The organism is Rahnella woolbedingensis (assembly GCF_003602095.1).
Lineage (GTDB): Bacteria > Pseudomonadota > Gammaproteobacteria > Enterobacterales > Enterobacteriaceae > Rahnella > Rahnella woolbedingensis.
Map to the genome: position 1 here is coordinate 226656 of NZ_RAHH01000003.1, position 15128 is coordinate 241783.

11 protein-coding genes are annotated in these 15128 nt (G+C 51.4%); 8 read left to right on the forward strand and 3 right to left on the reverse strand.

Going from position 1 to position 15128, the window contains the following annotated elements; translation table 11 throughout:
• Positions 1 to 78 precede the first annotated feature (78 nt).
• The 8 genes from serS to D6C13_RS03485 all read left to right on the forward strand — a co-directional run bounded on the left by serS (position 79) and on the right by D6C13_RS03485 (position 10576).
• Positions 79 to 1371 (forward strand): serine--tRNA ligase, encoded by a 1293-nt coding sequence (serS, locus tag D6C13_RS03450; protein ID WP_120131437.1) that lies wholly within the window; start codon positions 79 to 81, stop codon positions 1369 to 1371.
• A 201-nt stretch (positions 1372 to 1572) separates the two neighbouring features.
• Positions 1573 to 4029, forward strand: a complete 2457-nt coding sequence (gene ynfE, locus D6C13_RS03455; RefSeq protein ID WP_120131438.1) for a selenate/tellurate reductase subunit YnfE — start codon at positions 1573 to 1575, stop codon at positions 4027 to 4029.
• 82 nt (positions 4030 to 4111) lie between these two features.
• Positions 4112 to 6559 (forward strand): dimethylsulfoxide reductase subunit A, encoded by a 2448-nt coding sequence (dmsA, locus tag D6C13_RS03460; RefSeq protein WP_120131439.1) that lies wholly within the window; start codon positions 4112 to 4114, stop codon positions 6557 to 6559.
• An 11-nt stretch (positions 6560 to 6570) separates the two neighbouring features.
• Positions 6571 to 7188: a DMSO/selenate family reductase complex B subunit gene (locus D6C13_RS03465; protein ID WP_120131440.1), complete on the forward strand. Its 618-nt coding sequence runs from the start codon at positions 6571 to 6573 to the stop codon at positions 7186 to 7188.
• 1 nt (position 7189) lies between these two features.
• The gene (locus tag D6C13_RS03470; RefSeq protein ID WP_120131441.1) at positions 7190 to 8047 is read left to right on the forward strand and encodes a dimethyl sulfoxide reductase anchor subunit family protein; all 858 of its coding nucleotides are present in this window, start codon (positions 7190 to 7192) and stop codon (positions 8045 to 8047) included.
• Positions 8048 to 8116: 69 nt separating this feature from the next.
• Entirely contained in the window at positions 8117 to 8725 is a 609-nt protein-coding gene (gene dmsD, locus D6C13_RS03475) for a Tat proofreading chaperone DmsD (protein ID WP_120131442.1), read from the forward strand.
• Positions 8725 to 9297, forward strand: a complete 573-nt coding sequence (locus D6C13_RS03480; protein WP_120131443.1) for a ferredoxin-type protein NapF — start codon at positions 8725 to 8727, stop codon at positions 9295 to 9297. Before dmsD ends, D6C13_RS03480 begins: the two co-directional genes overlap by 1 nt.
• A 133-nt stretch (positions 9298 to 9430) precedes the next feature.
• Positions 9431 to 10576, forward strand: coding sequence for an MFS transporter (locus D6C13_RS03485; protein ID WP_120131444.1), 1146 nt, complete (start codon positions 9431 to 9433; stop codon positions 10574 to 10576).
• Between the two features lie 63 nt (positions 10577 to 10639).
• Here D6C13_RS03485 and pflA read toward each other — a convergent pair whose 3' ends face one another.
• From pflA to focA, 3 genes are all read right to left on the reverse strand, one after another.
• Positions 10640 to 11380, reverse strand: a complete 741-nt coding sequence (gene pflA / locus D6C13_RS03490) for a pyruvate formate lyase 1-activating protein (protein WP_120131445.1) — start codon at positions 11378 to 11380, stop codon at positions 10640 to 10642.
• Between the two features lie 270 nt (positions 11381 to 11650).
• On the reverse strand, positions 11651 to 13933 hold the full coding sequence (pflB, locus tag D6C13_RS03495) for a formate C-acetyltransferase (RefSeq protein WP_120131446.1): 2283 nt from the start codon (positions 13931 to 13933) through the stop codon (positions 11651 to 11653).
• A gap of 75 nt (positions 13934 to 14008) precedes the next feature.
• A complete protein-coding gene (gene focA, locus D6C13_RS03500) occupies positions 14009 to 14866 on the reverse strand; it encodes a formate transporter FocA (protein WP_120131447.1) in 858 nt (285 codons plus the stop codon).
• Positions 14867 to 15128 lie beyond the last annotated feature (262 nt).

The window sequence follows — 15128 nt, forward strand, 5'->3', positions numbered from 1 at the left end:
ATAACTCTTTGACACGCTGCCGTTTCAGTGAGCGTGCATCGTCAAAATAACATTCAATAAGACACGTACAGGATTAGCATGCTCGATCCCAATATGCTGCGTAATGAGCTAGACGCAGTTGCAGAAAAACTCGCTCGCAGAGGTTTTAAACTCGATGTGGAAACGCTGCGCTCTCAGGAAGAACGCCGCAAAGTCTTGCAGGTAGAAACGGAAACTCTCCAGGCTGAACGTAATGCACGATCGAAATCAATCGGTCAGGCAAAAGCCCGTGGCGAAGACATCGAACCCCTGCGTCTTGAAGTGAATACGCTGGGTGAGAAGCTGGATGCCGCAAAGGCTGAACTGGACGCATTGCAAAACGATATCCGTGATATTGCTTCTGCTATTCCGAACCTGCCAGATGATTCCGTGCCTGCCGGTAAAGACGAAAACGATAACCAGGAAGTAAGCCGCTGGGGTACGCCGCGTCAGTACGATTTCACTGTGCGTGATCACGTATCGCTGGGCGAAATGGCCGGTGGTCTTGATTTTGCCGCAGCCGTAAAACTGACAGGTGCGCGCTTTGTCGTGATGAAAGGGCAAATCGCTCGTATGCATCGCGCGCTGTCCCAGTTCATGCTGGACTTGCACACAGAAAAGCACGGCTATCTGGAAACGTACGTTCCGTATCTGGTCAATCAGGAAACGCTGTACGGTACCGGTCAGTTGCCTAAGTTTGGCGAAGATCTGTTCCATACCAAGCCGCTGGACGAAGAAGCGGGCAGCAGCAACTATGCGCTGATCCCGACGGCTGAAGTACCACTGACCAACCTGGCCCGTGATGAAATTCTTGAAGAAGAATCTCTGCCACTGAAGATGACGGCGCACACGCCGTGCTTCCGTTCAGAAGCCGGTTCTTATGGTCGTGATACCCGTGGTCTGATCCGTATGCACCAGTTCGACAAAGTCGAAATGGTACAGATCGTTCGTCCGGAAGAATCGATGGACGCGCTGGAAGAACTGACCGGTCATGCAGAAAAAGTACTTCAGTTGCTGAATCTACCATACCGTAAAGTGCTGCTGTGTACCGGTGACATGGGCTTTGGTTCATGCAAAACCTACGATCTGGAAGTCTGGCTGCCAGCGCAGGATACTTACCGCGAGATCTCCTCATGTTCAAACATGGGCGATTTCCAGGCTCGTCGTATGCAGGCACGTTGCCGCAGCAAAACCGACAAAAAACCGCGTCTGGTTCATACCCTGAACGGTTCTGGTCTGGCAGTGGGTCGTACGCTGGTGGCTGTGCTGGAAAACTATCAGCAAGCTGACGGCCGTATAGAAGTGCCGGAAGTATTACGTCCATATATGGGTGGTTTAGAATATATCGGCTAATCCCGCTATATATGCAGTAATATAACGAAAAAGCGCCTGCGGGCGCTTTTTTTATGCATAAAATCGTGCGTTGCGTTAAGAATTCCTCATTTGCCCCAATTCAACCCCTCCTTTATTGATAGCAGACAAAGTTTCCTACCTCCTTATTAGTAGTATCCATGCATTCTGAGTGGGTAACTACTTCATGACCGGAGCGGGAAAATGTCGGAAACAGAACCAGAAGTCATCACGATAAAAAGTGGTATCAGCCGCCGGACGCTGATGAAAACATCAACCCTGGCAGGGCTGGCCATTGCTGCGGGCGGCGTATCGCTGCCTTTTAGCCGTAAGGCACTGGCACAGGCCGTGGGGGATGCGAAAAACCCGGCAACTGAAGACAAAGTGGTCTGGGGAGCCTGTTCGGTCAACTGCGGCAGCCGCTGCGCACTGCGTTTGCATGTGCGTGATGACGAAGTTTATTGGGTTGAAACGGATAACACCGGACATGACGTCTACGGCGATCACCAGGTTCGCGCCTGTCTGCGTGGCCGCTCTATGCGTCGCCGCATGAACCATCCGGAGCGTTTGAATTACCCGATGAAGCGTGTCGGTAAACGGGGTGAAGGTAAATTCAAACGCATCAGCTGGGAAGAGGCCTTTGATGAAATCGCCAATAACCTGAAGCGTATTATCGCCAAATATGGCAACGAGGCCGTTTACATTAACTATACCTCCGGCGTCGTCGGCGGCAATATCACCCGTTCATCCCCTTACGCTTCGCTGGTTGCCCGCCTGATGAACTGCTACGGCGGCTTCCTCAGTCATTATGGTACTTACAGTACCGCGCAAATTTCCTGTGCGATGCCATACACTTACGGCAGCAATGACGGTAACAGCACGTCAGATATTGAAAACAGCAAGCTGGTGGTTCTTTTCGGTAATAATCCGGCTGAAACGCGTATGAGCGGCGGCGGGATCACTTATTACCTCGAGCAGGCGCGCCAGCGTTCTAACGCCCGTATGATCGTTATCGACCCACGTTATACCGATACCGCCGCCGGCCGTGAAGATGAATGGATCCCGATCCGTCCGGGTACCGATGCTGCGCTGGTCGCCGGTCTGGCGCACGTGCTGATCACCGAAAACATGGTCGACCAGCCGTTTCTCGATGCCTGTTGCGTGGGCTATGACGAGAAAACATTACCAGCGGATGCGCCTGCCAACAGCCATTACAAAGCGTACATTCTCGGACAGGGCGCAGATGCCACGGCTAAGACGCCGGAATGGGCATCGCGTATTACCGGTATTCCCGTGGATCGCATCATTAAACTGGCGCGGGAAATCGGGCAGGCAAAACCTGCTTATATCTCTCAGGGCTGGGGCCCGCAGCGCCAGGCCAATGGTGAACTGACCTCTCGCGCCATCGCCATGTTGCCAATTCTGACCGGCAACGTCGGGATTAATGGCGGCAACAGCGGCGCGCGTGAATCGACGTACACGATTACCATCGAACGCATGCCAGTGCTGGAAAACCCGGTGGAAACGCAGATTTCCTGTTTCAGCTGGACCGATGCAATTGCGCGCGGCCCGCAAATGACCGCCAAAGCCGACGGCGTTCGCGGTAAAGACAAGCTGGATGTGCCGATCAAGTTCATCTGGAACTATGCCGGTAACGCCATCACCAACCAGCATTCCGATATCAATAAAACCCACGACATTCTGCAGGATGACACTCAGTGCGAGATGATCGTCGTGCTGGAAAACTTCATGACTTCATCGGCGAAATACGCCGATATCCTGCTGCCGGATCTGATGACCGTCGAACAGGAAGACATTATCCCTAACGATTACGCCGGGAATATGGGGTACCTGATTTTCATTCAGCCGGCGACGTCTGCCAAATTTGAGCGCAAAGGCATTTACGAGATGATGAGCGAAGTGGCGCGTCGTCTTGGCCCGGATGTCTATAGCAAATTCACTGAAGGTCGTACGCAAAGTGAGTGGTTACAGTATCTCTACGCCAAAATGCTGGCGAAAGACCCGGCATTACCGGCTTACGAAGAACTGCGCAAAATGGGGATTTATAAACGTAAAGACCCGGCCGGGCATTTCGTGGCGTATAAAAAATTCCGCCAGGATCCTGCCGCCAATCCGCTGAAAACGCCTTCCGGAAAAATCGAAATTTACTCTTCCGCACTGGCGAAAATAGCCAGTGAATGGGAACTGCAAAAAGACGAAACCATCAGCCCGCTGCCGGTCTATGCCTCAACTTTCGAAGGTTGGGATGACCCAAAACGCAGCCAGTTTCCGCTCCAGATGTTCGGCTTCCACTACAAAGCCCGCACTCACTCTACCTACGGCAATATCGACATCTTACAGGCCGCCTGTCGCCAGGAAGTGTGGATAAACCCGCTGGATGCTAAAACCCGTAGCATCGAAAGCGGCGACAAAGTGAAAGTCTTTAACGACCGCGGCGAAGTGCGTGTGGCGGCGAAAGTTACGCCACGCATTATGCCTGGCGTGGTCGCTATGGGGCAGGGTGCATGGCATCAGGCCAATATGAGTGGTGATCGTGTTGACCATGGCGCTTGTATGAACACACTGACGACTCAACGACCGTCTCCGCTGGCGAAAGGCAATCCTCAGCATACGAATTTGATTCAAATAGAAAAAGTCTAAAGAAGCTACGGACCAAGAGCCCGGCTCAAAGACATGGTTGTTAAATTTTCGTTCTTCAGATAAGGGCGTTACGGAGTAAGCAATGTCGGATTTAAACAGTAAGAAAACGGGCTCAGGCGGCGGGATTAGCCGCCGTGACCTGGTCAAGGGGACTACACTCGCCGGTATGGCAGCTGCCGTCGGGGGCATATCGCTGCCATTTAAATCAATACGCGCCGAAACGCGTCAGGCTCCGGCTCAGGCTACGGATGAGAAAATCGTCTGGAGCGCCTGTACCGTCAACTGCGGCAGCCGCTGTCCGCTGAGAATGCATGTCGTCGATAACGAGATCCGTTATGTCGAAACCGATAACACGGGTGATGACGATTATGAGGGATTACATCAGGTTCGCGCCTGTCTGCGCGGGCGTTCCATGCGTCGCCGTGTTTATAACCCTGACCGTCTGAAATATCCGATGAAACGCGTTGGTAAACGTGGCGAAGGTAAATTCAAACGGATCACCTGGGACGAAGCCTTTGATACGCTGGCAGGCAGCCTGAAAGACATTATCCATCGTTATGGTAATGAAGCCATTTATCTCAATTACGGCACCGGCACGCTGGGCGGCACCATGACCCGTTCATGGCCGCCGGGCAAAACGCTGATTGCCCGCCTGATGAACTGCTGTGGCGGCTATCTGAATCATTATGGTGATTACAGTTCGGCGCAAATCGCTGCGGGTTTGAATTATACCTACGGTGGCTGGGCGGATGGCAACAGCCCGTCTGATATCGAAAACAGTAAACTGGTGGTGTTGTTCGGTAATAATCCGGGCGAAACACGCATGAGCGGTGGCGGCGTGACCTATTACCTCGAACAGGCACGTCAGCGTTCCAACGCCCGTATGATCATTGTTGATCCGCGTTATACCGATACCGGTGCCGGTCGTGAAGACGAGTGGGTACCGATCCGTCCGGGTACGGATGGCGCACTGGCCGCGGCACTGGCGCATGTCATGATCACCGAGAATCTGGTCGATCAGCCATTCCTCGATAAATATTGCGTTGGCTATGACGAAAAAACCCTACCGGCGGGCGTTGCGCAGAATGCGCATTATAAAGCCTATATCCTCGGAACGGGTCCTGACGGCGTAGCGAAAACGCCGGAATGGGCTTCTAAAATCACCGGTATCTCCGTCGATAAAATCGTTAAGCTTGGTCGTGAAATCGGTCAGGCGAAACCGGCCTTTATCACCCAAGGCTGGGGTCCGCAGCGCCATGCTAACGGTGAAATTGCGACACGCGCGATTGCGATGCTGGCAATTTTAACCGGCAATGTCGGCGTTCACGGTGGTAATTCCGGTGCCCGTGAAGGTTCGTACGAGATTCCGTTTGTTCGTATGCCAGCGCTGGAAAATCCGGTCGAGACCAGCATTTCCATGTTCATGTGGACGGACGCGATTGTTCGTGGTCCTGAAATGACGGCGACCAAAGACGGCGTGCGCGGAAAACCCAAGCTGGATGTGCCGATCAAATTTATCTGGAACTATGCAGGTAACTGTCTGATCAACCAGCACTCCGATATCAACCGCACCCACGATATCCTTCAGGATGACCAGCAATGCGAGATGATTGTGGTGATTGATAACCACATGACTTCTTCGGCGAAATACGCGGACATTATCCTGCCAGACTGTACCGCCTCTGAGCAGATGGATTTCTGCCTGGATGCGTCATGCGGCAACATGGATTACATCATTTTTGCCGATCAGGCGATCACGCCGCGTTTCCAGTGCAAAAATATTTATGAGATGACCAGCGAACTGTCCCGCCGCATGGGCGTTGAACAGCAGTTCACCGAAGGCCGCACGCAGGAAGAGTGGTTACGTCATTTGTACCAGCAATCCCGTGAGGCATTGCCGGAACTGCCAGATTTCGACACCTTCCGCAAACAGGGTATGTTCAAAAAACGCGATCCTGACCAACACCATGTGGCTTACAAAGCATTCCGTGAAGATCCGGCCGCCAACCCGCTGAGCACGCCTTCCGGCAAAATAGAAATCTACTCCGCTGAACTGGCGAAAATTGCCTCTGAATGGGAACTGTCCAAAGAAGATGTCATCGATCCGTTACCGGTTTACGCCGCTGGTTTCGAAAACTATGACGATCCGCTGGCCAGCAAATATCCGTTGCAGATGACCGGTTTCCACTACAAGGCGCGCGCTCACTCCACTTACGGCAATGTTGATGTGCTCAAAGCCGCATGCCGTCAGGAAATGTGGATCAACCCGATGGATGCCGCTCAGCGTGGCATTACCAACGGCGACATGATCCGTATTTTTAACGACCGTGGCGAAGTGCAGATTGCTGCCAAGGTTACACCGCGCATGATGCCAGGTGTTGTCGCATTGGGTGAGGGTGCCTGGTATTCCCCTGACAGCAAAAAAATCGACCGTGCGGGCAGCATCAACGTACTGACTTCTCAAAGACCTTCACCGCTGGCGAAAGGTAACCCCTCTCATACCAACCTTGTGCAAGTGGCTAAGGTTTAACGGAGTAAAACATGACAACTCAATATGGTTTTTATATTGACTCAAGCCGCTGCACAGGGTGCAAAACTTGTGAACTGGCCTGTAAAGATTTCAAAAACTTAACGCCGGACGTCAGTTTCCGCCGCATCTATGAATATGCCGGTGGCGACTGGCAGAAAGATGGCGACGGCTGGCATCAGGATGTCTTCGCGTATTATCTGTCGATTTCCTGCAACCACTGTGCGGATCCTGCCTGTACCAAAGTCTGTCCGAGCGGTGCAATGCACAAACGTGAAGATGGCTTTGTGGTCGTCAACGAAGATGTGTGCATCGGTTGCCGTTATTGCCACATGGCTTGCCCTTACGGCGCGCCGCAGTACAACGAAGCCAAAGGTCACATGACCAAATGTGATGGCTGCTATGAGCGCATTGCAGAGGGCAAGAAACCGATTTGTGTGGAATCCTGCCCGTTACGTGCGCTGGATATGGCGCCGATTGAAGAATTACGTGCGAAATACGGTGATCTGGCTGAAGTGGCTCCGTTGCCTGCTTCACATTTCACTCACCCAAATATCGTCATCAAACCCAATGCGAATTGCCGTCCTGTAGGTGATACCACGGGTTATCTGGCTAACCCGAAGGAGGTTTGAGATGGGAAACGGATGGCATGAATGGCCTTTAATGGTCTTTACGGTTCTGGGGCAATGTGTAGTTGGCGCATTTATCGTGCTGGCTATCGCGTTATTAACGCAACGCAGCAAGGAAGAAATCCGCCGGATCCATCTTTCAATGTTTTTCCTGTGGGTGCTGATGGCGATTGCGTTTATCGCTTCGGTTCTGCATCTGGGGTCTCCGCTGCGGGCATTTAATTCGCTCAACCGGCTCGGTGCTTCGCCGCTAAGTAATGAAATCGGCAGCGGGTCGTTCTTTTTTGCCTTAGGCGGGATTTACTGGCTGCTGGCGATGATTAACAAAATGCCGCGTGCACTGGGTAAAATCTGGTTAATTGTCACCATGCTGGCAGGTATCGGTTTTGTTTATGCGATGTGCCGTGTTTATGCAATAGATACCGTGCCGACCTGGAACAACGCCTATACCTTCTTCCATTTCGGTCTGACGGTACTGATCGGGGGGCCGGTTCTGGGGTATCTGCTGCTGCGTGGTGCGAATATCAATGGTTGCGGGCTGCGCCTGTTACCGGTCATCAGCCTTGTTGCGCTGATCGTGAGTATGGCGGTCGTTATGCTGCAAAGCGCCAGTCTGGCAGGCATCAACAGCTCGGTTCAGGCTGCCTCTGCGCTGATCCCGCAATACGGTTCGCTGTCAGTCTGGCGCCTGGTGCTGGTCGTTCTCGGTCTCGGCTGCTGGTTCTGCCCGCTGATTATGCGTAAGCGCCCGGCGCTGGTATCCATGATTCTGGCATTCGTGCTGGTCTTTGCGGGTGAGCTGATCGGCCGCGGGATTTTCTATGGTTTGCATATGACCGTAGGAATGGCTGTCAGCGGCTAATCGCAACGTATCAGATTCATCAGGGAACACGTTTCAAGTTGGGCGTGTTCCCGCTAATCAGGGTTAATTATGTCAGCAGAATCAATCAGTTTAACCGGTAAGGTCTTGGGCGCGATGCTGTATTATCCGCCGGCTACTCCTGAAGTGAGTGCCCTAATTACGTTACTTGAGACAAGTGACTGGGCCGAGTCATGGCCATGTGCGAGTGATGAAGCCAGGGCGCAGGCGGGCGAATGTTTCAGCCAGATTTCTACCGCAGATGAAAGTCTGGATGACGCTTATCAGCGCCTGTTTGTCGGCCCTTACGCGCTGCCTGCGCCGCCGTGGGGTTCCGTCTATCTGGATAAAGAATCCGTGGTGTTTGGCGATTCAACCCTGAACCTGCGCCAGTGGATGCGTGAAAACGGAGTTGAACCGCACCTGACTCAGGCTGAGCCGGAAGATCACATTGGCCTGTTGCTGATGATGGCTGCGTGGCTGGCTGAAAACTCTCCGGCATTGTTGAATGAATTTCTGACGATGCATTTGCTGCCGTGGGCGGGGCGTTATCTGGAATTACTGCGACAAAAAGCTGAGCATCCGTTTTATGTGGGTGTGGCTGTACTGGCCGAATCCACGATCTGTGGCTGGAAACAGCAACTGGGGCTGGAAGTGAACGCCGTGGATCTGTATTTCTGATGAGCGACTCACGCGACGCCTGCGATAACCGCTCCTTGATGAGCAGCAGAGAGGTCAGCCGCCGCGGATTATTCCGCGGTTTGTTGTCACCGGCAAAAAAGGTTGTCGAGCAGACCGCCTCTTCTGAGGAAACCCTGTTACACCGCCAGTATCCGCGTCCGCCACAAGCAATAGCAGAGCCGCTGTTTATACAAAAGTGTGATGGCTGTGGCCGCTGTGCAGAGGCCTGTCCGGTGGGTATTCTCAACATCCATGAAGGCAGGCCGACATTGGCCATCGAATACGCAGAATGTGATGCCTGTGGTGCGTGCACATCATCCTGCGAGAGTGGTGCGCTGGATGCCTCAGTCGTAATGGATACCGGTTTGCGTCCGGTGATTTTGCCGCAATGTCTGGGACGTATGGATGACTTGTGCAGGATGTGCGAAATTGCGTGTCCGCGCACGGCAATATTTTTTAATCAACAAAATCAACCTGCCGTCGATAGCGCAAAATGTAACGGTTGTGGGAAATGTAAACTCGTTTGTTATCATGGTGATATCATCTTGTCATTAAAGCATCATGATTCCTGATACTCATGCTTGATTAACGATTTCAATCATCAGTCTTCTGTTTGTGCTCCGGCTCATTTTTACCGGATTGACTTTTAAACCGCCAGTGGCATGATGCGCACAATTTATTCCTCTTTGTGGTCATCAACGTCCTATGTCCGCCTATTCTCGCCCCGTTTCTCTGCTATTGTGCGGACTCCTTCTGCTGACAATTTCTATTGCCGTTTTAAACACGCTGGTACCTCTGTGGCTCAGCCATGAACAACTGCCGACCTGGCAGGTCGGGCTGGTCAGCTCATCGTATTTTACCGGTAACCTGCTGGGAACTTTGCTCGCAGGCGGGCTGATTAAGCGCATTGGTTTCAACCGCAGCTACTATCTTTCCTGCGTAATATTTGCGGTAGCTACCGCCGGGCTGGCGCTTTCAATGAGCTTCTGGACCTGGGTATCGGCGCGTTTCGTGGCAGGTATTGGCTGTGCACTGATCTGGGTGGTGGTGGAAAGCGCGCTGTTACGTAGCGGCACTGTCAAAAACCGGGGCCAGCTGCTGGCGGCATATATGATCATGTATTACATCGGCACAGTGGCAGGGCAGTTGCTGGTCGGGACGGTGCCAACGGCAATCTTCAGCGTTCTGCCCTGGGTGACCGCGCTGATTGTGATTGCGATGCTGCCATTGCTGCTGACGCAAATTGAGGATCAGGACAGAGAACAGCCGCGCCATGCGGTGATGCCGATGTTCAGACGCCGTAATGCCCGTCTGGGGATTAACGGCTGCATTATTTCCGGCATTGTTCTTGGCTCACTCTACGGTCTGATGCCGCTGTTCCTGACGCATCAGGGAATGAGTGATGCGAATGTGGGTTACTGGATGGCATTGTTGGTCAGCGCGGGAATTATCGGTCAGTGGCCGGTAGGGCGTCTGGCTGATCGCTATGGTCGCCTGATGGTTTTACGCATCCAGATTTTTTGTGTCATCCTCGGCAGTATTGCGATGCTCAGTGGTTATGCGATGGCACCGACGCTGTTCATTTTAGGATGCGCGGGCTTCACGCTGTATCCGATCGCGATGTCGTGGGCATGTGAGAAAGTCAATGCGGATGAGTTGGTGGCGATGAATCAGGCTCTGCTGATGAGTTATACCATCGGCAGCCTTGCCGGACCGACGATGACCGCGATGCTGATGCAGAGTTATTCCGACCGCCTGCTGTTCGTGATGATCGCGGTGGTTTCGCTGGTCTATCTGGTGATGCTGATGCGCAAAGCGGATCATACGCATAACCCGGTTGCTACTGCCTGATACCCTTTATGCCCATTAAAAAAGACGCCAGATGGCGTCTTTTTTAATGGGCATAAAGGGTGATTAATAAATCACTTTATGACCGTAGCTAGCGAGAATATTTTTTACTCTTTCCATGATTTCTTTGGTTGGCGGATTGACGCCGTCCAGCCCGTATTTCTCACCCATCGCGGTCCATTTATGTTTGCCGAGCTCATGATATGGCAGCAACTCAATCTTCTCGATGTTGGTCATATCTTTGGTGAACTCACCCAGTTTATGCGCGGACTCGTCATCGTCTGACCAGCCTGGCACAACCACATAACGGATCCATGTGCGCTGATTACGTTTTGCCAGATAGCGGGCAAAGTCCAGCGTACGGTGGTTAGATACGCCCACCAGATTCTGGTGAATATCATCGTTCATCTGCTTGAGATCAAGCATAACCAGATCTGAGACATCCAGTAATTCGTCGATTACCGGATCATAACGGCGGACAAAACCGTTGGTGTCGAGGCACGTGTTAATCCCTTCTTTCTGGCAGGCACGGAACCAGTCACGCACAAATTCCGCCTGAAGGATTGCTTCACCACCAGACGCCGTCACACCACCGCCGGAAGCATTCATAAAGTGGCGATAGGTTACGACTTCTTTCATTAAATCATCGACATTGATCTCTTTCCCGCCGTGAGTGTCCCAGGTATCGCGGTTATGGCAATACATGCAACGCATCAGGCAACCCTGGAAGAAAACAATAAAACGGATACCTGGGCCGTCAACGGTGCCACAGGATTCATATGAGTGGATGCGACCTTGAACTGACATTGCGGGTTATTCTCCATATTGACCAATGAATAGCAGTCTAAATGTGCGGGTGCTGGCCTGGCAGAAATAAACTGGAAACCACAGGTTTATGATACCAGACAATCAATAAGGTTGATTGTCAGCAATGGCGGTACTGCTTTGCCAGAGGTCCACAACATATAGCGCTCTGGCAAAACAGACTGTCGTAAAGACAGTGCAGGGCAGGGAAGATGAAACAAAGGCTCCACGGTGTGGAGCCTTTTTATCAGACCAGATTACAAGGCTGAATTATTACAGGGACTTGGTGAAAGTACGGGTAATAACGTCTTGCTGCTGTTCTTTAGTCAGTGAGTTGAAACGCACTGCGTAGCCAGAAACACGGATGGTCAGCTGAGGATAGTTTTCAGGATGTTCCATCGCGTCTAACAGCATTTCGCGGTTCATCACGTTCACGTTCAGGTGTTGACCACCTTCGATCGACGCTTCGTGGTGGAAGTAACCATCCATCAGGCCAGCGAGGTTCGCTTTACGAACGTCGTCGTCTTTACCCAGCGCGTTTGGAACGATGGAGAAGGTATAAGAAATACCATCTTTCGCGTAAGCAAACGGCAGTTTAGCAACGGAAGTCAGAGAGGCAACAGCACCTTTCTGGTCACGCCCGTGCATTGGGTTAGCACCTGGACCAAATGGAGCGCCAGCGCGACGACCGTCTGGAGTGTTACCTGTTTTCTTACCATAAACCACGTTAGAGGTGATGGTCAGAACAGACTGAGTTGCTACAGCGCCACGGTAGGTACGCAGTTTCTGAATTTTCTTCATGAAACGTTCTACCAGGTCACAAGCGATGTCATCTACGCGAGAATCGTTGTTACCGAACTGTGGGTATTCGCCTTCGATTTTGAAGTCTACAGCCAGGCCGTCTTCGTCACGGATGGTGCTAACTTTTGCATATTTGATAGCAGACAGGGAGTCAGCAGCAACAGACAGACCTGCGATACCACATGCCATGGTGCGATAAACGTCACGGTCATGCAGAGCCATCAGCGATGCTTCATAGCTGTATTTGTCATGCATGTAGTGAATGATGTTCAGCGCAGTCACGTACTGTTTAGCCAACCAGTCCATGAAGTGATCCATGCGGTCCATGACTTTATCGAAGGTCAGGACTTCATCCATCATTGGTGCTTCTTTAGGACCCACCTGGATTTTCATTTTTTCATCAACGCCGCCGTTGATTGCGTACAACATGGTTTTCGCCAGGTTTGCACGAGCGCCGAAGAACTGCATTTGTTTACCCACAACCATCGGGCTCACACAACAAGCGATAGCATAGTCATCGTTGTTGAAGTCAGGACGCATCAGGTCATCGTTCTCATACTGTACAGATGAGGTATCGATAGACACTTTCGCTGCGTACTTTTTGAAGTTCATTGGCAGTTTTTCAGACCACAGAATGGTCATATTCGGCTCTGGTGAAGGCCCCATGGTGTACAGGGTATTCAGGAAGCGGAAGCTGCTTTTGGTAACCAGAGTACGGCCATCAACGCCCATACCTGCCAGAGATTCAGTTGCCCAGATTGGGTCACCGGAGAACAGTTCATCATATTCAGGAGTACGCAGGAAACGAACCATACGCAGTTTCATAACCAGGTGGTCAATCAGTTCCTGAGCTTGTTCTTCAGTCAGTTTGCCTGCTTTGATATCACGTTCGATGAACACGTCAAGGAAGGTAGATACGCGGCCGAAGGACATTGCAGCGCCGTTCTGAGATTTAACCGCAGCCAGGTAGCCGAAGTAAGTCCACTGAACTGCTTCTTGTGCGTTGGTCGCAGGACCAGAAATGTCGCAACCGTATTTAGCAGCCATTTCTTTAATCTGGCCCAGGGCACGGTGTTGTTCAGAGATTTCTTCACGCAGCTGGATGGTCATTTCCAGGTTTACGCCATTTTCCAGGTCGTCTTGCAGAGACTGGAATTGTGCGAATTTGTCAGCCATCAGGAAGTCAATACCGTACAGTGCAACGCGACGGTAGTCACCGATGATACGGCCACGGCCATACGCATCTGGCAGACCGGTCAGAACGCCAGACTTACGGCAGTTCAGGATGTCTTTGGTGTAAACATCAAATACGCCCTGGTTATGCGTTTTGCGGTAATCAGTGAAGATTTTTTTCAGCGCTGGATCCAGTTCACGGCCATAAACTTTGCATGAACCTTCGACCATTTTGATGCCGCCGAATGGGATCAGGGCACGTTTCAATGGCGCGTCAGTCTGCAGACCAACGATAGTTTCCAGAGGTTTGTTGATGTAACCAGCGTCGTGAGATATGATGGTAGCCGCAACGTCAGTATCGAAATCAACAGGAGCCTTGGTGCGGTTCTCCAGTTTGATACCATCCATTACTTTATCCCACAGGGTGGTTGTCGCTTGGGTAGCGCCAGCCAGGAAGGACTCATCACCTTCATACGGTGTGTAGTTCTTCTGAATGAAGTCACGGACATTTACGCCATTCTGCCATTCACCAGCACTAAAACCTTGCCATGCGTTGGTCAATTTTTCATTGAGCTTGGACATTTTGCACCTACCTTCTAATTTGGATTTCTTTAAAAATCACGTGTAAAACTGTCGTAACAAGAGTGCCACGCTGTATCAGTGGTGTTTCTCATCGCGAAGATATATGACCCAGTAAGTTAACCCTACCAGCAAACCTCCCCCGATGATGTTACCTATGGTCACAGGGATGAGATTGTCGATGATAAAGTTAGAGACGTTGAGTTCTGCGAATTGTGCCGTAGTTGTGCCGACTGCCTGCCAGAATTCTGGCGTCGCAAAATTCTTCACTACGATGCCTAAAGGGATCATGAACATGTTGGCAATGCTGTGCTCGAAACCGCTGGCAACAAACATCGCGACCGGTAATACCATGGCGAACATTTTGTCCATCAGGCTGCGGCCGGAATAACTCATCCAGACCGCCAGGCAAACCATCAGGTTCGCGAGGATCCCCAGACACACGGCTTCAACAAAGGTGTGATGCATTTTATGGTCAGCGGTTTGCAGGACATTAAGCCCCCACAAGCCATTATCGGCCATGTATTCACCCGAGAACCAAATCAGCGCCACAAAGAACAGGCATCCGAACAGGTTACCAATATAGACATTGAGCCAGTTGCGTGCCAGTTGCCCCCAGGTAATACGCCCGCTGGCTTTAGCGATAACAATAAGCACAGTGGAAGTAAACAGGTCTGCACCGCACACGACAACCAGCATTAAACCCAGTGAGAAGCAGATGCCCCCGACGAGTTTAGCGAGCCCATAAGGCACGGTTCCGGTGCCTGTGGTGGCAGTGATATAAAAAGCAAAGGCGATGGAAATAAAGACGCCAGCAGTAATGGCTAAAAAGAATGTTTTTAACGGCTGTTTGGTGGCTTTATAAACGCCGGCATCTTCAGCAACTTTTGCTGTAGCGGCGGGTAAAATCAGATCGAAGGGGTTGTCAGCTTTCACATTAACTCTCTTATTCAGGGCTATGTACTGCGCAACGAGATACTAGCAAAGCAGTATAACGTAAAAATTGACGTGGATCATACGAGGCGATTTTTGGTGGTTTTCAAACTACTACTGAAGAGGTGGTTTTACGGCTAACTATTTGAAATATAACCTATAAAAACATTTTAATTTTTACAAATAAAGTTGAGGATTCGCAAGGTTTTTTTCACCTGCGGGTAAATAATAAGGCTTCAATGTTAATTAATATCATCAATTTTAG

Excerpts from the sequence above, each read along its gene's own strand:
- D6C13_RS03465 (WP_120131440.1), top strand. The coding sequence starts at position 6,571 with ATGACAACTCAATATGGTTTTTATATTGACTCAAGCCGCTGCACAGGG.
- D6C13_RS03470 (WP_120131441.1), top strand. The coding sequence starts at position 7,190 with ATGGGAAACGGATGGCATGAATGGCCTTTAATGGTCTTTACGGTTCTG.
- ynfE (WP_120131438.1), top strand. The coding sequence starts at position 1,573 with ATGTCGGAAACAGAACCAGAAGTCATCACGATAAAAAGTGGTATCAGC.
- serS (WP_120131437.1), top strand. The coding sequence starts at position 79 with ATGCTCGATCCCAATATGCTGCGTAATGAGCTAGACGCAGTTGCAGAA.
- pflB (WP_120131446.1), bottom strand. The coding sequence starts at position 13,933 with ATGTCCAAGCTCAATGAAAAATTGACCAACGCATGGCAAGGTTTTAGT.
- pflA (WP_120131445.1), bottom strand. The coding sequence starts at position 11,380 with ATGTCAGTTCAAGGTCGCATCCACTCATATGAATCCTGTGGCACCGTT.
- dmsD (WP_120131442.1), top strand. The coding sequence starts at position 8,117 with ATGTCAGCAGAATCAATCAGTTTAACCGGTAAGGTCTTGGGCGCGATG.
- D6C13_RS03485 (WP_120131444.1), top strand. The coding sequence starts at position 9,431 with ATGTCCGCCTATTCTCGCCCCGTTTCTCTGCTATTGTGCGGACTCCTT.
- dmsA (WP_120131439.1), top strand. The coding sequence starts at position 4,112 with ATGTCGGATTTAAACAGTAAGAAAACGGGCTCAGGCGGCGGGATTAGC.
- D6C13_RS03480 (WP_120131443.1), top strand. The coding sequence starts at position 8,725 with ATGAGCGACTCACGCGACGCCTGCGATAACCGCTCCTTGATGAGCAGC.